The sequence below is a fragment of the Thiorhodococcus fuscus genome (assembly GCF_042682685.1).
In the GTDB taxonomy this organism is placed as follows: domain Bacteria; phylum Pseudomonadota; class Gammaproteobacteria; order Chromatiales; family Chromatiaceae; genus Imhoffiella; species Imhoffiella fuscus.
Map to the genome: position 1 here is coordinate 62189 of NZ_JBHUHX010000001.1, position 20315 is coordinate 82503.

Below are 20315 nucleotides of genomic sequence, written 5' to 3' on the forward strand. Positions count from 1 at the left end.
TACAGGACATGCGACGATGAATACCAAAGACCGCATCCATCACCGTCTCGAGCGCAGCCGTGCCCCATCGGTGAAGAACTGGGACCGGCGACCACGCGCCGATCAGGAGTTGGGTGAGTCTGCGACGGTCGATTGCGGCTGGGGTCGGCTGTTGTTCGGACAGACCTTCACTGACCCCATGGTCTTGGCTGCGGCGCTTCAGGACGAGCGTCCGGGCAAGCGGGACGTCGCGCTCTATCTGAGCGATCCGCACGTGGTGCTGTCCTATGCGCCTCAGGATCTCTTTCTCGATCCGTCCCATACCTTCCGGCTCTGGCTGGAGCGCTATCAGTCCTGTCAGCGACGTCCCAAGGGATTTCAGATCCGACTGCTCAACAGCCGTGCCGACGCCGAGGCGATCCAGCGTCTCTACATCGCTCGGGGGATGGTGCCGCCCGGGGCCGATTTCATCTGGGACCACCGAACCTCGAAGGTGCTGACCTACTGGGTCGCCGAGGACGATCAGGACGGATCGCTCTTGGGTGTGGTGACCGGTGTCGATCACGCCGCTGCCTTCGACGATCCCGAGAACGGCGCCAGTCTCTGGGCCTTGTCGGTGGATGGGCAGGCCCCCTATCCGGGGATCGGCGAGGCGCTGGTGCGCCAGGTGATCGAATACTTCCTCGCTCGTGGCCGGTCATTTCTGGACCTTTCGGTCATTCACGACAACGCCAATGCGATCCGGCTCTATCAGAAACTGGGCTTCGAGCGCATTCCCGCCTTCGCGCTCAAGAACAAGAACGCCTTCAACGAGCCACTGTTCATGGGACGCCAGCCGGAGGGCGATCTCAATCCCTATGCCAGCATCATCGTCAACGAGGCGCGTCGGCGCGGGATCGGGATCGAGGTGATCGATGCCTCGGCCGGCTATTTCGCGCTGGTGCTCGGCGGACGCCGGATCGTCTGTCGAGAGAGTTTGAGCGAGTTGACCAGCGCGGTTGCCATGAGCCGCTGCGACGACAAGGCGGTCACCCATCGGCTGCTGCGGCATGCCGGGTTGCGGGTGCCCGAGCAGGCGCGTTTCGAGGCGCTCGATCAGGCCGAGGCATTCCTGTCGCGTCTCGGCAGCCTGGTGGTCAAGCCGGCGCGGGGAGAGCAGGGGGCTGGAATCAGTGTCGATGTGCGCGATGCCGAGACATTGGAGCGGGCGATCGCTGCGGCTAAAGGGGTGTGCGAGACGGTCATCCTGGAGGAGTACGTCGAGGGCGACGATCTGCGGATCGTGGTGATCGACTCCCAGGTCGTGGCCGCCGCGATTCGGCGTCCGGCCCAGATCGTGGGAACCGGTCAGCACAGCATTCGCGATCTGATCCAGGCGCAGAGCCGACGTCGCCGGGCGGCGACCGGGGGCGAGAGTGCGATTCCCATGGATTCGGAGACCGAGCGCTGCGTGACCCAGGCCGGCTACGATCTGGACGATCTCTTGCCCGAGGGTGAGTTCCTGCAGGTACGCAAGACGGCCAATCTGCACACCGGGGGCACCATCCATGACGTGACCGCCGATCTGCATCCCCGTCTGGCCGAGGCGGCCATCGCCGCAGCGCGCGCGATCGATATACCGGTGACTGGGCTGGATATGATCGTTCCCTCCGTTGGCGGAACGGATTATGTCATCATCGAGGCCAACGAGCGGCCGGGTTTGGCCAACCACGAGCCGCAGCCGACGGCGGAGCGTTTCGTCGATCTGCTTTTTCCCCAGACGGCTGCCCGTGAGGACGACACGTGAAACTACCTCGAATCGATTCCGACTATCTGGTCGACATCCTGCTTCGGTTGCTATTCACTCCGAGCCCATCGGGCTATACCGATCGGGTCGTGCACCTGGTCAGCGAGGAGCTGGAGCGTCTCGGCGTTCCCTTCGAGCTTACCCGGCGCGGGGCCATTCGGGCGACCCTTAAGGGGCGCGTCTCGGAGCCGGATCGGGCCGTGGTCGCTCATATCGATACGCTCGGGGCCATGGTCAAGTCGCTCAAGGACAATGGTCGGCTCGTGCTGGTGCCGGTTGGTCACTGGAACGGGCGCTTCGCCGAGGGTGCGCGCGCCACGCTCTTCACGGATCACGGCCAATGGCGCGGCACCATCCTGCCGCTCAAGGCATCTGGGCACACCTTCGCGCCCGAGATCGACAATCAGCCCGGTGGTTGGGATCACGTCGAGTTCCGTATCGACGCCAAGGTGCGGTCTCTGCAGGACCTGCTGCGACTCGGGGTCCATGTTGGCGATTTCCTCGCCATCGATCCGACCCCTGAGATCACGGATACCGGCTTCATCAATTCGCGCCATCTCGACGACAAGGCCGGCGCCGCCGTGCTACTCGCTTCGATCGAGGCGCTGATGCGCGAGGGCTTCGACCTGCCGGTCGACTGTCATCCGCTCTTCACCATCTCGGAAGAGGTCGGGTCCGGCGCCTCGGCCGCGCTGCATCAGGACGTCGCCGAGATGCTCACCATCGATAACGGCACCAGCGCGCCTGGCCAGAACTCCAGCGAGTTCGGCGTCACCATCGCCATGGCCGACCAGAGTGGACCTTTCGATTATCACCTGACCCATCGCATCATCCAGCTCTGCCAGGAGTTCTCCATCCAGCATCAGCGCGACGTCTTCAAGTACTACCGCTCGGACAGCGCGGCCGCGCTGGAGGCGGGCAACGACGTGCGTACCGCCTTGGTCACTTTCGGCGTGGACGCCTCTCACGGATACGAACGCATTCATCTGGATGCGCTCGAATCCCTGGCGCGGCTGGTCTCCGTCTATATGCAGGGTCCTCCGCTCTATAGCCGCGACCGCTTCGGCATCGGGCCGCGCGCCGGTTTTCCGATCCAGCCGGGCTGATTCGAGGCGTTCGTCCAAGCGTCTTGCAGCGCTTTGCGCTCACAGTCGATCACGGCGCGTCTCGTCGAGGGGGACTGGTGTATTCGCACTTCGAGCGCCCGAAGTGCGAATACATTCGAATCTCCAAAATCGGACATTCGTCGTTGGTCGCTTCTTGAACGATCTGTGAATCCCGTCACAGTCTCGGCATATTGGCACCCAAGGGACGGCGCACTCGCATTGCGTCGGGGATGAGGATGTCTCCACAATAAGTGGAAGCCTTCACATTCAGACCAGGGAGCGGCCCTCGATGGCTACGGATCAGGACAAGGCGAACCCGCACGTTCGTCACACCCCGGATATGGCGGACACGACCAAGGGGGGCGGGAAGACACGGGAACTGCTGCTCCTGGTTCTGCTCCTTCTCGTCCTCTTCTACGCCCTTTTCGCCAGTCCGATCGCGCCCTGGCCCCTGTTTGCGACTGGGTACCAGCAGGCGTCGACGCCCGGATCCAGGAGCCCGCATCCCTTCGATGAACGACCGCTGCCGGTCTCCTATCTCGAAAGCCCCCCGCGCGACAAGCGCCTCGTCGCCGCCTTGCCGATCGCGCTGGAGCTGCGCCAGGGTCTCGCCGACGCCGCGCAGGCCCCGGCAGCCGTCGATGTCGAGGTCCGCGATGGCGCTGGGGACGATTATCAGGTCGAATACCGGCTGGACGGCCGTCTTCATCGCCTCACCCTGTCCGCCCTGCCGGAGCGCTCCGACGCCAACCTGATCGCGCTGCGGACCCTGCTCGACGCGCTCGCGCCGAAGCCGCCGACCATTGCGGCCGAGGCAGTGCCGGGAAGGCAGCAACCGATTCCGCTCAACAGCCGCGACATGCTGCATGCATTGGCCGATCTGGATAGACGACTCGACGCAGCCCCGGAGGCAGATATCCTCCTCCAGGCCGCCGAGCTCTATGCCTGGGAGGCCTTCTTCAAGACCGCCGTGACCGACAGCGGCGTCGCCGACCTTCTGGCGACGCGCGCCCTGGCCGCCTATCTGGCCTCCGGTGCGCGGGATCCCTTCGTCGAGGGCCTGGTCTGGCTTGCGCTCGACCTGCCGGCGCCCGCGCTGGCGTCGCTTGAAACCGCCCCCGAGATGGATCGGAGTCGCTTGCTCATCGCCTTCGTCAAGCGCGATCTGGATGGACTTCAAACCGCGTCCGAGGCGGGCAGCGACGATGCGAAGCTCGCGAGCTATCTGCTCGCGCGCGCCAGCCGCGAAAGCGGCATGGGTTCCGATGGATCGGCCCTCATCAAGCGTTTCGCGGGCGACTATGTGGATTTCATCCATCTCGCCGAATACGCCGCCTCGATCCGTGTCGTCGGGGTCAGCAATTCCCATGTCCGCCAGTACCCGCTCGATCTCCTCGAAACCCACCTGGAGATCCTGGGCGAGCTGGTCGAGCCGGCCTCGCTGATGTCCGATCCCGACCTGGTCGCGACCGCACGACTCGGGACCACGCGGAACGAGGCCCTGCCGCACTGGGTCCAGCTGGAATCGCGACTCCTGGGCCAGCCGCTGCGGATGCGGCAGGCCAGCCATCTCTTCGACATGGACTTGGTGAAGACGCTGCTCGCGCTGGAGATGCAGGACGCCCTCTACTATCAGGTGACCTTCGAGGCCCAGGGACTTGGCCGTCCCCCGCGAGCGAGCGAGATCGCGCAGCTGATCGAGCAGGCCTACCCCGACGCTCCGCTGCGCCAAACCGCTTGGATCTGGGTGCGCGGCTATGATCCGGAGGTCGAGACGCGGATCCAGTTTTTTAAGACATTGAGTCTCGACGGAGCGGATCGTCGTCTGCTCAGCGATTTCATTCTTTTCTTGCACACCTCCAAGAATGCTGCGGATTTTCCCAAGGTGCTCGACGCCCTGGACGCACTGCATGCCCTCAGCGACCCGGCGCGGGGAGATCTGCTCGCTCTCGTCTCCTCCTGTCGCGATCTCCATCTCGTCAACGGCTGTGCGCGCCCGCAGCTCGACCTGGCCATGGCCGCCGCGCCCTTCGACTACGAGGTCGCGCGCGAGATCGTCGGCCTGAAGCTGTCTCCGAGCGCCTTCGGCGCCTACGCCGAGGGCATCGAACATCTTCCGGCGATCCTCTACCTCAAGGGCAAGCTGTCGAAGGAGGCGGGGGACTCTGCCGTCGCCGAGACCGAGCTGCGCCGCGCCATTGCGGCGAATCCCAGCGACAGCAAGCCCTATGATCTGCTTTCGACCATGCTGATCGACGACGGCAAGCCGCAGCAGGCCATCGAGGTCATGCAGTCCTATCTGGAGCACGATCACACCACGCTGACGGCGGGGCGCTTGCGGATCAGCATCGGCGATCTGGAGATGGACGCCGGCAATGTCGAGACGGCCTATCCCATCCTGGAACAAGCTGCCAGGAACGGAACCGGCTATGGCCTCATCGGCTTCGCCTTGGCGAGCGAGCGCACCGGCCGCGAACTGCAGGCCGAAAAGTACTTCACGACTGCAGCCAAGCGCTATCCGAGGGGCCGCGCGCCCGCCGAGCTGGCCCTCTTCTACCTGCGCCAGGGCAACCGCGCCGCAGCCCTGCAGGTGCTGCGAACCTACAGACGCTACAACGCCGCCGACTATTTCGTGCCGTGGCTGGCCAAATACGCCCACGAAGCGGGAGATCCATCGCTAGCCGTCGAACTCGCACAGGAGGCGTCGCCCTCTGACTGGAAAGGAATCCGGGTGCGCAGTTCCCTGGCCAGGGAATTCCTCGAACTCGACGAGCCGGCGACGGCCGCCGAGCTCTATGGCGCCCTTGCCCGCGACATCACGGACCCCCGTCGCACGTACCCCCACAACTACGCCCCGCGCTATCTCGCGGCGAGCGAGGCCGCGCAGCCGGGCTCGACCGCGCCGTTGCTTCGGGAGCTGCTCGACCTCTATTCCAAGACCATCCCCACCGTCACGGAGTACCTCGGGGTGCACTTGCTCATGAACGACGAGCCAAGGCTTGCGGTTCCGGTTTTCCTCGAACGCATGGATCTGTCGCCGTATCGCGCCGACATCTCCCTGCTGATGGCGGCCCTCGCCTGGCGCGAGGGCGGAGGTGTCGACGCCGAGCAGCAGCACGCGATCCTGGCGCGACTTCAGGACTTCGACGACGACTGGCTCGCCACGCGCGTGCGCTTCCTCACCCGACAGATCGACGCGCCCACACTGCTCGCCACCGCCAAGGGCCGCTCGCGCCTCTGCGAGGCGCACTACTTCCTGGGCGCGATCGCCGCAGAGCAAGGCCGCCGCGCGGAGGCGGAGCGTCACCTCACGATCAGCCTGCAGACCCGCGCCGCCAACTACATGGAGTATCAGTATGCCTACGACCTCTTGCGCAAGCTCGACGACAAGGAAGACGAGCGCTAAGTCAGGTCTCGTTCTCGCCCTGCTCTGCCTCGTCGGCGCCGCCACTGGGGCGACGGCGGGCGAGAACTTCTCGAATCCCTTGCTCGACTACTTTCGGCGCGACACCGGCCGCGAAGATCCGCGTCTCATGATGGATCGCTATGCGACCGTCATCACGCAGGTCAGCGGTCTCAGGCTCGACCCCTTGCCTCAGGTCGAGTCCGCGTCGCGTGGCGATGTCCTCGCCACCTACTTCAAGCAATCGCCGTTTCTCTGGGACGCGGCCCAGGCAGAGGAGGTCGACGGCCAGATCGCGCTCTTCCGCACTCTGGGCCTCATCCCTGCGGACTTCGCGCTTGCCGCCAGAGACCGCATGTCGCCCTTGACCGACATCGCCGGCGTCTATGACCCGTCCGGGAAGCACGTTCTTCTGGTGAAAGGCGCATCCGGCGACGAGCTCGCGCAGACACTGATCCACGAGCTGGTTCATGCCGCGCAGGATCAGGCTATCGGTTTGACGGCGTACCAGGAGCGGCACCCCGGCACGCTGGATGCGACGCTGGCCGCAACCGCGCTCCTGGAGGGGCAGGCACAAGCCGTCCAGGTTCTGCAGATGCTCCAATCCCAGATGCCGGACGACGCCGAGACCTATCTCGCCGAGATCCTGAGCGAGCCCGTGGAACTCGTCCCGACACCGGGCGAGCGGTTCCTCGGCGAACTGAGCGTCGTTCCCTATGCCGCCGGAGCCCTCTTCGTGCTTCAGCGCTATCAGGACGGCCAGGAACGGGACTTTGCCGCCATGTTCGACCGGGTGCCGACCACGACGGAACAGATCCTGCATCGCGACAAATTCGTCGCGGGCGAGGAGCCGGAGCAATCGCCCCTGGTGGGCAAGGCCGACGCCATCGCCAAGGCGCTCGGCGGACAGGTGCTCTATCAGACCCGTCTGGGCGAGCTGGTGATTGCCAGCCTGATCGCCCAAGGTGACGAAGAATCCGCCTCCCGGGCCGCCGCAGGCTGGAATGGGGATTGGGCCGTCGTGATCCAGACGCGCGACGGCGCCAATATCGCCTTGCTGGATACCCTGTGGGACAGTGCGGAGGACGCTGCGGATGTCGTCGCCGTCCTGAATGCGCCGGTGCCGGCCGAGACGATGCGGGATGCGCCGCCGAGACCTCGCATCCTGCACGACACCAAGCGGGTCTTGCTCATCGCCGGGCCAGACGATGTGGTGACCGAGACCGAAGCGGCGGTCCGGACGCTCGATCTTGCACCCTAGCCCATAATCGATTGGGCAAGAATTCGCGAGGCCGGTCATGAATCCGTGGCCGGTCGCCGAATACCCGCGCCATGAGCGCACCGGGCGGCGATTCGCTCCGCCCGCATACTCACAATCCCGCTGGAGGCCCGAGCCATGTCCATGCTCCTGACCGTTCTGGGCAGTACCCTCGCCTACCTCGTCCAGACGACGATCTGCCGCCTGTTCGGCTGGCTGCGTCCGAAGCCACCGGCCAAGCTGGATTACAGCGCCATCTACAGCTCGCCCGAGTACAGCGTCGAGACCCACGGAGACTGCCAGGCCGGCACCTATATCGAGGTCTACCGGCCGGCGACGCCCTTCCTCGGCGACAACGGCCGTCCGAAGGCGGTGATCTTCCTGCACGGGTTCGCGCTCGGCGCCTCGCAGATCTACCGCGCCCATCTGGAGCATCTGGTCAGGCAGGGCTACAGCGTCTTCTATCCCAACTACCAGACCGGATTCTGCCGGTTCCCGGACAGCGGGCTGATGACCGTCGCGGAGCTGCTCGACGAGATCTTCGGCGACGGGCTCGTTCCGTCTCAGGAAAAATGGCTGAAGAATGCCCTGGCAAGCGTCGCCGACGCCTACGTTCGGTCCGGGTTCGGCCCAGGCGAGCCAGTGGATACCTACGTCTACGGCCACTCCCTGGGCGGTCTGTTCGCGCTCAGCTGGCCCTATTACGTGCAGCAGGAGGGCTACCCGGACAACCTGCTGCCGCTGCAGGTGCTCACCGCCGACCCGATCCCCAGCACCTCGACCGCGTCGGCGCCCGGCAAGTTCGGCAAGGCGCTGAACAGCCTCGCCGACGATGTGGACATTCGCGTCACCGGCACCGCCCTGACCATGCCGGTCGCCATCCTTCACGGCGACTCGGACTGGATCGTGCCCAAGGCCCAGTGGGACACACCCTTCGGCTACATCGCCACCGAACACAAGCGCATGTTCCTGTCCTACACCGACACCCACGGCTGTCCCGGCCATTTCGCCAACCACGAGCAGGCCACCGACGACACCAGTTTCTTCCCGCCGCTGCTCGCGCAGCTGATGCTCGACGGCGTCGGCACGGAAGACGACCTGGATTGGCGCTACCTCTGGTTCGCGCTCGACCGGGTCATCCGCGAAGGCGAGCGGGCCGACCAGCTAAGCTTCGACCTGGGAGTCTGGTCCGATGGTCGTCCGGTGCGTCCGGTCAGCGTCTACCTCCCCAGCAACTGATCCGGGCGCCTATCTTGGCTGCCGCGAGCGCGACCGCGCCGAAGCGCTGATCGACCAACGGCGCGCGGGATCCGATCCTGCGGGTCGGTGAGGAGGATCGCCTGGGGCGGGAGGTAGACGCCCCAGCAAACACTGCTGCCTGGGGCCTCTCGGTGCGGGTCGTTCTCAACGTCGAATAGCGCCTCAAGCGGCCGTACCGATGAATATCGGGGGCCGCCGAGGGCGATCAGGCCTTCAGCTTGTCGTTTAGGAAGGGGGTGATGAGGTCCAGAATGGCGCGGTGGACCTTGAGGTTTCCGGCGACGAGATTGCCGGTCTCCAGATAGCGGGTGCCGCCGCTCAGATCGGTGACCGTTCCCCCCGCTTCCTGCACCAGCAGGGCGCCAGCGGCGCAGTCCCAGGGCGAAAGGCCCAGTTCCCAGAATCCATCGGTACGGCCCGCCGCGACATAGGCCAGGTCGAGGGCGGCCGATCCGGGGCGGCGCAGTCCGGCCGTGGCCTCGGTCATGGCCTTGAACATGCCGACATAGGCGTCGATGTACCGCTGGTCGCGGAAGGGAAATCCGGTGCCGATGAGTGCGCCGTCGAGCGACGGGCGGTTGGTGACGCGGATCTTGCGGTCGTTGAGCTGGGCGCCCTGTCCGCGCGCGGCGGTGAACATCTCCTCGCGCAGCGGATCGTAGACCACGCCGCATTCGAGCTGTCCCTTGTGCTTGAGCGCGATGGATACGGAGTATTGGGGGAAGCCGTGAAGATAGTTGGTGGTTCCGTCCAGGGGATCGATGATCCACTGAAAGTCGCCGCTGCCCTGTTCGCCGCTTTCCTCGGCCAGGATGGCGTGATTGGGGAAGCGTCCCCGCAGCTCTTGGATGATGGCGGCTTCGGCGGCGCGATCGACGTCGCTGACGAAGTCGTTGTGACTCTTGGACTCGAATTTGATCTGATCGACGCGATCCGAGAAGCGCAGGAGTATTCTGCCGGCACTGCGAGCGGCACGGATGGCGATGTTGAGACTTGGGTGCATGTCGTGAAGGATATCCCGAGCGGTCGCTGTATCATAGCTCGATGATACGGCGATATTCTTGATGAACTGACCGCGCATGATAGACCAAATGACCGACTCGCTCGCACGAATCCGCTTCGTGCTGGTGGAGACGACCCACACCGGCAACATGGGGGCGATGGCCCGAGCGATGAAGACCATGGGTCTCTCGCGCATGGAACTGGTGTCCCCAAAGACCCGTCCGGATGCCGAGTCCATGGCCCGCGCCTCGGGTGCCGACGCGCTGCTCGAGTCGGCAGGCGTCCATGAGAACCTGGTGGATGCGCTTGCCGGCTGTCGGTTGGTGATCGGTGCCAGCGCCCGTTTGCGCAGTATCGAGTGGCCGCTGCTCGATCCGTCCGAGTGCGCGCGCCGTTTGCTGGACGAGGCCGCCGAGGGCGATGTCGCCCTGGTGTTCGGACGCGAGAGCTCTGGGCTGTCCAACGATGAGTTGGCCCGCTGTCATTATCTGGTGCACATCCCCACCAATCCCGACTTCAGCTCGCTGAACATCGCCGCAGCCGGCCAGGTGCTGGCCTACGAGATCCGACGTCAGGCGCTCGCCGGCGTTCGGCGCGAGTCCGCTGCGGTTTCGGAGGAGCGGCGCGATTTGGCGCCGGCCGATGAGATGGAGGGTTTCTTTGGCCATTTGCTCGAAACGCTGCTGCATATCGGGTTCAGCGACCCAGAGCAGTCGCGCACCCTCATGAAGCGTTTGCGGCGTCTGTTCAATCGCGCGCGTCTCGACCGTGTCGAGCTCAATATCCTGCGCGGCATCCTCAATGCCGCCCAGGGACGCAAGACGTCCGACCGTTTCAAGCGGCACGACGCCTAGACCTGCCGGTCTCGGCGACGATCCGCACCCGTTTCAGACAGTGAGTGAGATTCATGTTCGCCCGATTGAATGAAGATATCCGTTGCGTCTTCGACCGCGATCCGGCCGCGCGCAACGGTTTCGATGTGCTGACGACCTATCCGGGGATTCATGCCGTGATGGCCCATCGTCTGTCGCATTGGCTGTGGCACCGTGACTTCAAATGGCTGGCGCGCGTCTTGTCCAATTTCGCGCGGCTCTTCACCGGCATCGAGATCCATCCGGGCGCCGTGATCGGGCGGCGCTTCTTCATCGATCACGGCATGGGTGTCGTGATCGGAGAGACCGCCGTGATCGGCGACGATTGCACCCTGTATCATGGGGTGACGCTCGGCGGGACGAGCTGGCAGAAGGGCAAGCGTCATCCGACCCTCGGGTGTGACGTGGTCGTGGGGGCGGGGGCCAAGGTGCTGGGGCCGATCGAGATCGGCGATGGCGCGCGGATCGGCTCCAACGCGGTCGTCGTCAAATCGGTTCCGGCCGGCGCGACGGCGGTCGGCGTGCCGGGGCGAATCATCGAGCCGGCGGGCGACGCGGCGACCCAGCGTCGTGCCGATACCGCCAAGCGGATCGGCTTCGACGCCTATGGTGCCACCCGCGATGCCCCGGACCCGGTTGCCAATGCCATCAACCGCATGCTCGATCACATCCATCACATGGATCGGCGCATGGAGGCCATGTCTCAGGCGCTCGAAGCCCAAGGCATCATGCAGTGCTTCGAGCACGAGACTGATCTGGACTCCATGACGATGGAGTCGGCGACCAACGCGGACGGACTGGACGACCCTACCGCGCATAGGGCTTAATTGATCGTTCTTGTCGGGTAACGTATGATTCACCCTCGAAAACGAAGCCGGAGGGGCTGCACGTGAGATTGACGACCAAGGGCCGCTACGCCGTGACCGCGATGCTGGATCTGGCTATCCATCAGGGGCAGGGACCGATTGCGTTGGCCGATATCGCTCAGCGGCAGGGCATTTCCCTGTCCTATTTGGAACAACTGTTCGCCAAGCTGCGTAAGCGCTCGCTCGTGACCAGCGTTCGGGGCCCGGGCGGCGGCTACAATCTCGCGCGCGCCGCCGCCGAGATCCATGTCGCCGAGGTGATCGCAGCGGTGGACGAGAGCGTCGATACCACGCGCTGTGGCGGTGCCCACAATTGTCAGGACAACGGCCCTTGCCTCACCCATGATCTTTGGCACGATCTAAGCGATCTCATCTACGAACATCTGAATAAGATCGATCTGCAGCAGTTGGTCGATCGACGCGACGAATCCGGGCAACGCCCCCCTACGTCCTGCGCCGCCGTGGACGTCAAGCTCGACGTTCAACGCATCGTTGCGAGCGCCTGAAGGACCATTCGCCCATGAGGTGGGGGGCTGGCCTGAACAAGCACTTGCCTTCGTCGTCAATCCGGTTAGCATGAGGCTACCCGGCCAGCCTAGGGTCGTCTTGATTGCGGACGGGTGACCTTCTTCACCCATGCTGCTCGTCGTGCTGAACTCCACCAAGAACTATTTCGAACTCTTCGACCTTCCGATGAGCTTCGCGATCGATGCCAGCCTGTTGGCCGAGCGGTATCGCGCCCTGCTCAGAAGCGCCCGGAGGATCCGTTACGGAATCGACAACGATGTCGATTCCGCCGGAAACGTTCGGGCCTTGACCCAGGTCGAGGAGGCCTACCGCACCCTGACCGATCCGCTCTCCAGGGCGGAATATCTCTTCAGCCTCTATTCGGAGACTGCGGCAGAGTCTGGCGATTACGCCGAGATTCGCGGGAATCGCGGGGCGTCCCTCATGGAGGAGATGGAGCTGCGCGAGACGCTGGCCGAGGCAACCAGCCGGCCGGATCCCGCAACCGCAGTGGCCGAGATCCTGACCAGTCTCGCTGAGGAGTGCGCTGCGCTCGACAAGGAACTCCACGATTTGCTCGCCGATCCGTGCCCGAGCAATCTGCGCGCGGCGCGTCAGATCGTCCGCAAGCTCCAGTCTTTGAGCCGCTGCCGGCGCGATGCCGAGGAGCGGCGGCTCGAACTGGGTATTCAGGACTGACTCAGGCGCCTGTCGGGGTGTCTTCTCAGCACTGCTCCCAGGGAAGTCCCTGGAAGCGCCATCCGCCGAGGGTGCTGCGATGGTGCTGTTCGTCGAGATCGCCCTCGAATCCCTCATCGACGTGGTAGACCGCTTTGAACCCCTCGCTGACGAGTGCCTTGCCGGCTTCGAGCGAGCGTTTGCCGCTGCGGCAGATGAGGATCACCGGGGCGCACCCTGCATTTTGGTCGCAGACGGCGCCTCCGAGCAGAAGCTTGCGAATCTCGGTAACGAAATGCGGGTTGACGACCCAGTCGGGCTCGTCGATCCAGGGGACGTGGACGGCCCCCTTGGGATGCCCGACGAAGAGGAACTCCATGGAGGAGCGAATATCCACCAGCACCGCCTGCGGATGGGATTCGAGCAGTTCCATGGCCTCCTGAGGACTCAGTCCCTTCGGTTGATCTTCGTTCATGCGGTCTTCCTCCAGATCGGGGTTCGGTTGGTGGTTGGTGTCGTTGCCATGCAACGGCGGAATGCAGTCGCCTTGATGTTCCGTCGGCCCATCGGGAGCCGGGGTTTCGCATGTGGCGATCGTTTTCGTGTCTGGCGCGATCATAGCGGCTCGGTGTTCGAACCGCGCGCACCGATGCCAGGTTTGTCCGGCGGGGCGCGTTGCTCGATCCGGTTGGCTTCGTCCTCGGTCAGCTAGCCCAGCTAACTAGGGGCGATACGTCTTTTTTTCATCTTGCGGGCCGGATCGGGGCGCCTGGATGGCCTTTTCGAGGAGAATCGATTGGCGAAGCAATCCCAACAACAAACAAATCGGACCTTCGGTGTGGTCTGGAAGGACGCGCTGGCGCATTTTCTGGTGCGTCTCATCGCTCGTCTGCCCCTGTCGACGACCCATCGTCTAGGCGCGTTCGCCGGGGCGATCGTCGCGCGCTGGCCGAATCGGCAGCGCCGCAATGCGCTCATGAATATCGCGCTCTGCATGCCGCATCTGTCTGCCAAGGAGCAGGTACGTCTGCGCGATTGCAATCTCAGGGAATTCGGCAAGACCTACGCCGAGATCGGCTATCTCTGGCTGCGCCCGGTCGATCAGGTCTTGGGGTTGGTGAAGGAGGTCCGAGGGGCCGAATGGCTGCGACGGGAAGAGGGGAAGGGGGTGATCGTGCTCTCTCCGCACATCGGAGCCTGGGAGCTGGCGGGGCTCTATCTCGCGGCGCAAGGGCCGACAGCCATTTTCTACAAACCCCAGCGCTATCTCGACGACCTCATCCGTGCCGCTCGCGCGCGAACCGGAGGGGAGTTGGCGCCCATTACCGCCAAAGGCATCCGGGTGCTGGTTCAGGCGCTGGAGCGCGGCGATTTCGTCGGGATCCTGCCGGATCAGGAGCCCAAGGCCAACAAGGGTGCCGTTTTCGCGCCCTTCTTCGGCATACCCGCATTCACCATGCTACTGGTCAATCGACTGGCCAAGCGCACTGGGGCCCCGGTGGTGTTCCTCTTCGCCGAGCGTCTGGCCGAGGGAGGATTCAGGCTGCACTGCATCCCTGCGCCCGAGGGGGTCGCCAACGCGGATGACGAGGTCGCTGCGCGTGCGCTCAACGAAGGGATCGAGCGTTGCGTCCTGACCTGTCCCGAGCAGTATCTCTGGTCCTACAAGCGTTTTCGTCGGCGTCCAGAGGGCGGGGCCAAGGTCTATACGGGTCCGTTGGACGACGCCCATGTCTTTCGCCATGTGAGGCGTTTGCGAGACGATTGAGCGGCGGGATCGTAGGCCCCAGGGAAGTCGCCAGCAGGCGACAGGCCGGGGCGCTATCGGATCCGTGGGGCGGACGCTATCAGGAGATGGTGTCGGAGGCGCTGCTGGATTCGCCCTTGTTGTCGGTCCAGGCGATCTCGATCGGATCGCCGACCGCGCCGCCCTTGAACTTGAAAGAGAGGTAGGGATTTTTGGAAACCCCGCCGCTCCAGGATGCGGTCATCACGACCTGGTCCTTGTATTTGCCGACGACCTCCTGGATGAAGTGTGCCGGGACCAATTCTCCGGTCTTGCTGTCCTTGCGCAGTCCGGTTTCCATCGGGTGGCTCATCAGGCATTTGACGGTGGTTTCATCGCCGCTCAGTTTGGCGCGAATCTTGATGTCTGGCATCGTCTCAATCCTCTATTGGCGTCTTTGATCGGGAGGCGGTGTTGCTTGAGGCGGTCGGTGAAGCCGTGGCTCAGCCGCCGCATCCGCCGATGGTGACCTTGACGTTCTTCGCGTTTTTGTAAAGCGTGTCCCCGACCTTGACGACCGCGACCACGTCGGCCGTTTTGGCCATCTTGATACGGGTTGCGACGAAAGGAAGGGCGATCGGCGACAGCTCGAACGAGGCGATCAGCGGGGTTTGGTTGCCGGAGGCGATGATGGCGATCGAGGTGACCCCCTCCAGGTCCGTTTCCACCGTGACCGGAACCACTGCGCCGTTCTCGGCGATGTCCGGGGCTTTGATCTTGATCTTGTCGCTGACCTCGGCGTTGTCGGCCCCCATGAGGCTGCTCAAGGCGGTGGGGATGTCCTTGGCACGGAAGGCGGTCTCGTTCCATTCGGCCAGCACGCGTCCAGGTGTCAGCAATCCGGCTCCGGCCGCGAGGCCGATCGAGCCGGCTGCCAGAGAGCCTTTCAGTAGGATTCTACGTTTCGCGTCGATCATGCAGGATCTCCTGTCGAGCGTCAGTGATGAAATGAAATGGGCGAGCCTAATGGTCGAATGCAACGTCCTGGCTCGCTGAAGGACGGTCTTGCCGTGATGGGGGCGAGCCGGTCGAATGTGTAGTACGGCAACGGAGATAGGGACGCTCCGCCGGTTGCACCGCGACCCCGAGCTTACAGCAGTCCTCGCGGGCCTTGAAAGGGCTTGCGTTCGGCTGGCAACGCCTGCAGATCACGGCCCTTGATACGGCGCGTCAGCCGGTCCGGCCTTCCCCTCGATTCCTGTCCTTTCCCTCGCGCTTCTGATCGCGTTCTTCTTCTTTCCAAGCATCCAGTCTCGCCTGGATTCGCGCGGCGTCGTGATAGGGAATATCGCGCTCGCGCAGGGCGAACTCAAGTTGACGGATCGCCGGTTCGAGGTCGCCCTCGGCATAGAGCTTTTCGGCACGGAATCGATGGGTCGCGGCGCGGTTGCCGGCCTTCATCGCGGCCTGCTCCAGCATGTCGTAGAGGTAGGCGTTTCCGGGGCGCAGCCTGGCGACCGTCGTCAGTTCGTCGATCGCCTTGTTCGGCTGCCCCGCGTCCAGGAGCGCCTCGGCGTAGGCCACGCGCAGCGGCCATTGATCCGATGCGAGGCTGGTCGCCTGGCGCAGCATCTGAACGGCCTGCTTGGCCTTGCCCATCTTGCGGTCGAGCCGCGCGTCAAGAATGATGAATTCGGCCTGGCTGGGTTTCGCCGACAGCAGTGCGTCGGTCAGTTCCTTGGCCTGGGACAGGTTTCCGGCGCGCTCCAGCGCCAGCGCATAGCCGTAGCGCTCGGCGATCTCGCTGCGCAGCCGTCCCTCGCGCAGCGTCTTGCGGAAATGGTCGACCGAGAGTTCCGCGCGCGAATAGGCGCGCTGGCGCAGGTTGGCGCGCGTCAATTGAAAGCCCAGGCTGTCCGGGCGTTGCCTGGCGCCGTGGTCGTCGGCGCGTCCGAGCGCATCGGCGATGCGGTTGCTGTTGACCGGGTGGGTGCGCAGGAACTCGGGCGCGTTGTTCGCATAGAGCCGGCTCGACTTGGTCAGCTTCTCGAAGAATCCGGCCATGGCGTAGGGGTCGAATCCGGCGTTCGCGAGCGTGGCGATGCCGAGCCGGTCGGCCTCCTTCTCGTTGTCGCGGGTGAAGTTGATCTGACGCTGAAGCGCTGCCGCCTGGATGCCAGCGATGGCGGCGACGCCCGCATCGGACGAGACCTGTGCGCCCAGAATGGCGGCCGCGATCAGCAGCGCGGTCGCCGGGATCGACATCTTGCTCTGGTCTTCGATGCTGCGCATCAGATGCCGTTGGGTCACGTGGGCGATTTCGTGGGCCATGACTGCGGCCAGTTCGCTTTCGGTCTCGGCGGCCAGGACGAGACCGGCATAGACGCCGATGTAGCCCCCCGGACCGGCGAAGGCGTTGACCACGGGCTCGTCGATGAGGAAGAAGGTGAAGTTGCCCGATGCCTCGGGGTCGGCGGCGACCAGCGACTGACCGAGGGTTTCGATGTAGCTGATCAGGGTCGGGTCGTCGACGATCTTCAGCGATTCGCGCACGCTGCGCATGAAGGCCTTGCCGAGCTTCTGCTCGGCTCCGGTCGACATGACGGCGTCCGCCGAGCTGCCCATGTCCGGCAGATCGAACGCCTGGGTGGTGGGTGCTGCGAGTCCGGTCGTCGCGATCACGCCGGCCGCGAGCAGGAGTTTTCTGATTCGGGTGGGAAATCTGGTCGTCATCATCGCTTGCTCAGAGAGGCGACCGTCCGCTGAGTTCCCGTCGCGACGGTCGTGCCGATTCAGGTGGGCGAGAGAAGTATGGCCGAAGGTTTTCGGCGACGGGGTGCAAACACAATGAACCCGCCGCCGGGCTTGGGTCAAGCGGGTGCATCCGCATGGATCAGTTGAGCTGTATGCGCTGACCCCAGGGCACCGGGGTGCGTCCCTTCACCAGCCAGATGACGGGATAGGTGGGCTCGCGCGTTGGAAACTCGCCGTTGGCGTCGGTGAAGTAGACCAGCAGGTCCGGAGGCCGCTCACGGTCGGCGATCCACTCGAACACCGGCGTGAAGCGGGTCCCGCCGCCCCCAGCGAGCTGAGCGGGACGCTGGAAGGCGTCCCAGGGCTCGAACTGGAAGGGCGCGCCCGGATCGAGCCGCGCATCGCAGGGGAGCAGGGTGACACGCGCCCGCACCTGTCCCTTGAGCGCGTCGATCTCGGCCATGAAGTCGTCGAGTTCGCCGCTTCGAATGGAGCCCGAGGTATCGATCGCCACGACCAGATCCATCTGGTGGCTGTGCAGACGGGGCAGGATGAAACCGCCCTCGCGGCGCGAGGGGCGGTGATAGTCGTAGTCGTCCCGAGCGTGGGCCGTGAGATAGCGTGCGAGCAGCATGCGCCAGGGCAGCTGGGGCTGGAGCAGATGCTCGATCATGCGCGCCATCTCGCCGCCGAGCTTGCCGGCTTGGAGTGCCTGCTGGGCGGCGCCGGCGAGTCGCTGCCGCCATTGCGTCGCGAGCGTCTCCCGCTCGCTCGCCGACAGGGGGCGGGGCTCGGGCGCGACCGAGCCCTCGGTGTCGGTCTCGGGGGTTGGCGCGCTGGATCCTGCCCCGCCATTGTCCTCTGCATCTTCTGCGTCCCGACTGCCGTTCGACTCGGTGTCGTTATGCTCGGGTCGGCTGCCGTTCGATCCTGCTTCTCGGTCGTAGAGATGCTGGTCGAGCGTCTCGGACGGGTCCTCCTCGTCGATCAGCGGATAGATTTCCTCGGCGGTCAGTCCCTTGAATCGCGGCTGCGCGAGCGCGGAGTGCGGCGGGGTCAGTCCGTCGTCGATCAGAAGCGGGTTGATCGCGTGGTCGCAGGCCAGATCCCAGCGATGCTTGATTCGGTGCTGGCGTCGCGCGAAGTGCGAGAGCGCGCAGTGCAGTGCCTCATGGGCCAGGATGAACTGGGTCTGCTCCAGAGTCAGCGACGCGATGTAAGCCGGATTGAAATAGAAGGATTTGGCGTCGGTCGCGGTGGTTGGGCACCAGTCGGAGCCGGCTGCCTTCAAGGGTAGGCGCAGCACCAGCGCGCCCAGGAAGGGCTTGTCGAGGATGAGGCGCGTGCGCGCTGCGGTCAGCTTGGTCTCGACCGCAGACGGGTCCGGCTGCATGGCGGCCTCAGGCATAGAGCATGACGTCCGATACGGATTGAGCCCAGTCGGCGAAGGCGGGTATCTCGAAGAGTCGGTTGCCGAGCGCGCGGTGCAGATCGGAGACCAGCATCACGCCCATCTCGCGCTCATGGAAATGCCCGGCGTAGTTGAGGATGTTGCCGATGAGGGTGTGACCGTCGTCCTCCCCGGTCGCGCGGATCGCCCGGCCGACCAGGGCGGCGGCGACGGCATACTGGAGGTCGATCTCGCGCGGAACGCTCACCGACTCGCCGCGCGCGATGGCGTCCAGGTCCGGCATCTGTTGCAGGCTGCGGATGAAGGCGGCCAGCTCGATTCCGGCGGCCGGCCCGACGCAGGCCTGAAGCGCCCCTTGGAGCAGGTCCGGGTCGTTCTGGAATTTCTGGAGTCCGCGATGGGCGAACTCCCAGGATCGCGGCGATGGAAAGGCGACCGGATTGTGGGCGGGATCGAAATCGAACAGGAGTTCGGGGCGGAAGCGCAGGAAGGCGATAAGGCGTTCGTCGATACCGTTGGCATAGGCCCAGGCCACCCAGTCGTCCAGATGGGTCTCGACCTCGAAGTGGGCGAAACGGTTGGCCAGCGGCGCCGGCATGGCGTAGGTGACGCCGCGATCGCCCTGGCGGTTGCCGGCGGCGAAGATGGCCCAGCCGTTCGGAACGCGATACTCGCCCAGTCGGCGGTCCAGGATGAGTTGATAGGCTGCGGCCGAAACCGCTGGCGGGGCGGAGGTGATCTCGTCGAGGAAAAGGATGCCGCTGAGGCCGTGGCGCTGGATGTCGGGCAGGACCGCAGGGATGGCCCATTCGACCCGGTTGCCGTCGCGGAAGGGGATGCCGCGCAGGTCGCTCGGTTCCATCTGCGACAGTCGGATGTCGATCACCGGAACACCGTGGTGTCCGGCGGTTTGAGACACTATCTGTGATTTTCCGACCCCCGGCGGCCCCCAAAGCATGGTCGGCGTGTGGTGGCCCTCGGCGGTACTGGCGAGCTCGCGATCCAGGACGCGAAACAACTGGGCTGGACGCATGGCGTGTCTGGTTCCTCCGGGTCGGATGATCGCAAGGGTCGGCTGGATGAGGCTGAATGGCTCAGATGGGACTGAATCGGCGGTTTGGCAACCGCTTGAAATTGATGATCGTCATTGCAACCCAGGTGCCGTTCGATTGCCCATGCTTCTTGTCACCTATTAGAAAAACGCTGTATTCTTATGTCCCTTCTCGTCCCCGTGATCGTGCCCGCTGTCGGGCGACGCTCCGTCCGAGAGTCTATAACCAGAGAGGACTCGACGGGTCCCGCCGATGAGGGTCGGATTCGTCCACAGAATAAATCGATGGCCCAGTCCTGATGGATGCCGCCTTCACCAAATGAAAAACAGCTCGGAGACCGGAAATGAACCAGTTCTACTACGATGCCGTGACCAAGATGGAGCAGATGGGCGTCGACGATGAATACATCCAGGGATGGCAGTGTGGTTTCCTCCAGAACCCCAAGCGCGAGGAGCAGCGTCTGACCGAGGCCTATGAGGCCGGTTACAGCGACGGCGAGGAGAAGAGTGCCGAGAACTTCGGTAATTGGATTACGGCCTGAACTCAGCCGCTGACTGACCTCGGCCTCGCGCACACGAGCGAGGCAGGATTTGCAGGATCGGGAAGGATCTTCGCTCCTGCAAATCCTTGAAATCCTGCCGATCCCTTCCTGAAA

Annotated in this window: 18 protein-coding genes; 11 read left to right on the forward strand and 7 right to left on the reverse strand. The window is 64.5% G+C overall.

The window, feature by feature from the left end:
- The first annotated feature begins 16 nt into the window (after positions 1-16).
- The 5 genes from ngg (at position 17) to ACFSJC_RS00295 (ending at position 8771) form a co-directional block, all read left to right on the forward strand.
- On the forward strand, positions 17-1765 hold the full coding sequence (ngg, locus tag ACFSJC_RS00275) for an N-acetylglutaminylglutamine synthetase (RefSeq protein WP_386021519.1): 1749 nt from the start codon (positions 17-19) through the stop codon (positions 1763-1765).
- The gene (locus ACFSJC_RS00280; protein WP_386021522.1) at positions 1762-2871 is read left to right on the forward strand and encodes an osmoprotectant NAGGN system M42 family peptidase; all 1110 of its coding nucleotides are present in this window, start codon (positions 1762-1764) and stop codon (positions 2869-2871) included. Before ngg ends, ACFSJC_RS00280 begins: the two co-directional genes overlap by 4 nt.
- 289 nt (positions 2872-3160) lie before the next feature.
- Entirely contained in the window at positions 3161-6277 is a 3117-nt protein-coding gene (locus tag ACFSJC_RS00285) for a hypothetical protein (protein WP_386021525.1), read from the forward strand.
- 79 nt (positions 6278-6356) lie between these two features.
- Positions 6357-7535, forward strand: a complete 1179-nt coding sequence (locus ACFSJC_RS00290) for a DUF6782 family putative metallopeptidase (RefSeq protein ID WP_386021526.1) — start codon at positions 6357-6359, stop codon at positions 7533-7535.
- A gap of 135 nt (positions 7536-7670) precedes the next feature.
- Positions 7671-8771, forward strand: a complete 1101-nt coding sequence (locus ACFSJC_RS00295) for an esterase/lipase family protein (RefSeq protein WP_386021529.1) — start codon at positions 7671-7673, stop codon at positions 8769-8771.
- 226 nt (positions 8772-8997) lie between these two features.
- Here ACFSJC_RS00295 and ACFSJC_RS00300 read toward each other — a convergent pair whose 3' ends face one another.
- Entirely contained in the window at positions 8998-9795 is a 798-nt protein-coding gene (locus ACFSJC_RS00300) for an inositol monophosphatase family protein (protein WP_386021531.1), read from the reverse strand.
- Positions 9796-9883: 88 nt separating this feature from the next.
- Here ACFSJC_RS00300 and trmJ point away from each other — a divergent pair, with 88 nt between their 5' ends.
- From trmJ to ACFSJC_RS00320, 4 genes are all read left to right on the forward strand, one after another.
- Positions 9884-10648: a tRNA (cytosine(32)/uridine(32)-2'-O)-methyltransferase TrmJ gene (gene trmJ / locus ACFSJC_RS00305; protein WP_386021534.1), complete on the forward strand. Its 765-nt coding sequence runs from the start codon at positions 9884-9886 to the stop codon at positions 10646-10648.
- A 53-nt stretch (positions 10649-10701) separates the two neighbouring features.
- The gene (cysE, locus tag ACFSJC_RS00310) at positions 10702-11493 is read left to right on the forward strand and encodes a serine O-acetyltransferase (protein WP_386021537.1); all 792 of its coding nucleotides are present in this window, start codon (positions 10702-10704) and stop codon (positions 11491-11493) included.
- 62 nt (positions 11494-11555) lie between these two features.
- Entirely contained in the window at positions 11556-12038 is a 483-nt protein-coding gene (gene iscR, locus ACFSJC_RS00315) for a Fe-S cluster assembly transcriptional regulator IscR (protein WP_386021540.1), read from the forward strand.
- Positions 12039-12168: 130 nt separating this feature from the next.
- A complete protein-coding gene (locus ACFSJC_RS00320; RefSeq protein ID WP_386021542.1) occupies positions 12169-12738 on the forward strand; it encodes an iron-sulfur cluster co-chaperone HscB C-terminal domain-containing protein in 570 nt (189 codons plus the stop codon).
- Positions 12739-12763: 25 nt separating this feature from the next.
- Here the strand turns inward: ACFSJC_RS00320 and ACFSJC_RS00325 are convergent, their stop codons facing one another.
- The gene (locus tag ACFSJC_RS00325; RefSeq protein WP_386021544.1) at positions 12764-13192 is read right to left on the reverse strand and encodes a rhodanese-like domain-containing protein; all 429 of its coding nucleotides are present in this window, start codon (positions 13190-13192) and stop codon (positions 12764-12766) included.
- 321 nt (positions 13193-13513) lie between these two features.
- On the opposite strand from ACFSJC_RS00325, the gene ACFSJC_RS00330 reads away from it, so the two are divergent.
- Entirely contained in the window at positions 13514-14485 is a 972-nt protein-coding gene (locus ACFSJC_RS00330) for a lysophospholipid acyltransferase family protein (RefSeq protein WP_386021547.1), read from the forward strand.
- A 79-nt stretch (positions 14486-14564) separates the two neighbouring features.
- Here ACFSJC_RS00330 and soxZ read toward each other — a convergent pair whose 3' ends face one another.
- From soxZ to ACFSJC_RS00355, 5 genes are all read right to left on the reverse strand, one after another.
- Positions 14565-14876, reverse strand: coding sequence for a thiosulfate oxidation carrier complex protein SoxZ (gene soxZ / locus ACFSJC_RS00335; protein WP_386021550.1), 312 nt, complete (start codon positions 14874-14876; stop codon positions 14565-14567).
- 70 nt (positions 14877-14946) lie between these two features.
- Entirely contained in the window at positions 14947-15420 is a 474-nt protein-coding gene (gene soxY, locus ACFSJC_RS00340; protein WP_386021553.1) for a thiosulfate oxidation carrier protein SoxY, read from the reverse strand.
- A gap of 253 nt (positions 15421-15673) precedes the next feature.
- The gene (locus tag ACFSJC_RS00345) at positions 15674-17179 is read right to left on the reverse strand and encodes a beta-barrel assembly-enhancing protease (protein WP_386021556.1); all 1506 of its coding nucleotides are present in this window, start codon (positions 17177-17179) and stop codon (positions 15674-15676) included.
- 157 nt (positions 17180-17336) lie between these two features.
- Positions 17337-18605 carry a vWA domain-containing protein gene (locus ACFSJC_RS00350; protein WP_386021559.1) on the reverse strand — a complete coding sequence of 423 codons (1269 nt, stop codon included), beginning with the start codon at positions 18603-18605 and terminating at the stop codon, positions 17337-17339.
- Entirely contained in the window at positions 18598-19641 is a 1044-nt protein-coding gene (locus ACFSJC_RS00355; RefSeq protein WP_386021562.1) for an AAA family ATPase, read from the reverse strand. The genes ACFSJC_RS00350 and ACFSJC_RS00355 overlap by 8 nt, the downstream gene beginning before the upstream one ends.
- Positions 19642-20003: 362 nt before the next feature.
- On the opposite strand from ACFSJC_RS00355, the gene ACFSJC_RS00360 reads away from it, so the two are divergent.
- On the forward strand, positions 20004-20201 hold the full coding sequence (locus tag ACFSJC_RS00360; RefSeq protein WP_386021564.1) for an Alvin_2107 family globule sulfur oxidation protein: 198 nt from the start codon (positions 20004-20006) through the stop codon (positions 20199-20201).
- The last annotated feature ends 114 nt before the right edge of the window (positions 20202-20315 follow it).

Coding starts and splice junctions, on each gene's coding strand:
- ACFSJC_RS00320 (WP_386021542.1), top strand. CDS start 12,169: ATGCTGCTCGTCGTGCTGAACTCCACCAAGAACTATTTCGAACTCTTC.
- ngg (WP_386021519.1), top strand. CDS start 17: ATGAATACCAAAGACCGCATCCATCACCGTCTCGAGCGCAGCCGTGCC.
- ACFSJC_RS00285 (WP_386021525.1), top strand. CDS start 3,161: ATGGCTACGGATCAGGACAAGGCGAACCCGCACGTTCGTCACACCCCG.
- ACFSJC_RS00325 (WP_386021544.1), bottom strand. CDS start 13,192: ATGAACGAAGATCAACCGAAGGGACTGAGTCCTCAGGAGGCCATGGAA.
- ACFSJC_RS00295 (WP_386021529.1), top strand. CDS start 7,671: ATGTCCATGCTCCTGACCGTTCTGGGCAGTACCCTCGCCTACCTCGTC.
- ACFSJC_RS00350 (WP_386021559.1), bottom strand. CDS start 18,605: ATGCCTGAGGCCGCCATGCAGCCGGACCCGTCTGCGGTCGAGACCAAG.
- soxY (WP_386021553.1), bottom strand. CDS start 15,420: ATGATCGACGCGAAACGTAGAATCCTACTGAAAGGCTCTCTGGCAGCC.
- ACFSJC_RS00345 (WP_386021556.1), bottom strand. CDS start 17,179: ATGATGACGACCAGATTTCCCACCCGAATCAGAAAACTCCTGCTCGCG.
- ACFSJC_RS00355 (WP_386021562.1), bottom strand. CDS start 19,641: ATGCGTCCAGCCCAGTTGTTTCGCGTCCTGGATCGCGAGCTCGCCAGT.
- cysE (WP_386021537.1), top strand. CDS start 10,702: ATGTTCGCCCGATTGAATGAAGATATCCGTTGCGTCTTCGACCGCGAT.
- soxZ (WP_386021550.1), bottom strand. CDS start 14,876: ATGCCAGACATCAAGATTCGCGCCAAACTGAGCGGCGATGAAACCACC.
- trmJ (WP_386021534.1), top strand. CDS start 9,884: ATGACCGACTCGCTCGCACGAATCCGCTTCGTGCTGGTGGAGACGACC.
- ACFSJC_RS00360 (WP_386021564.1), top strand. CDS start 20,004: ATGAACCAGTTCTACTACGATGCCGTGACCAAGATGGAGCAGATGGGC.
- ACFSJC_RS00300 (WP_386021531.1), bottom strand. CDS start 9,795: ATGCACCCAAGTCTCAACATCGCCATCCGTGCCGCTCGCAGTGCCGGC.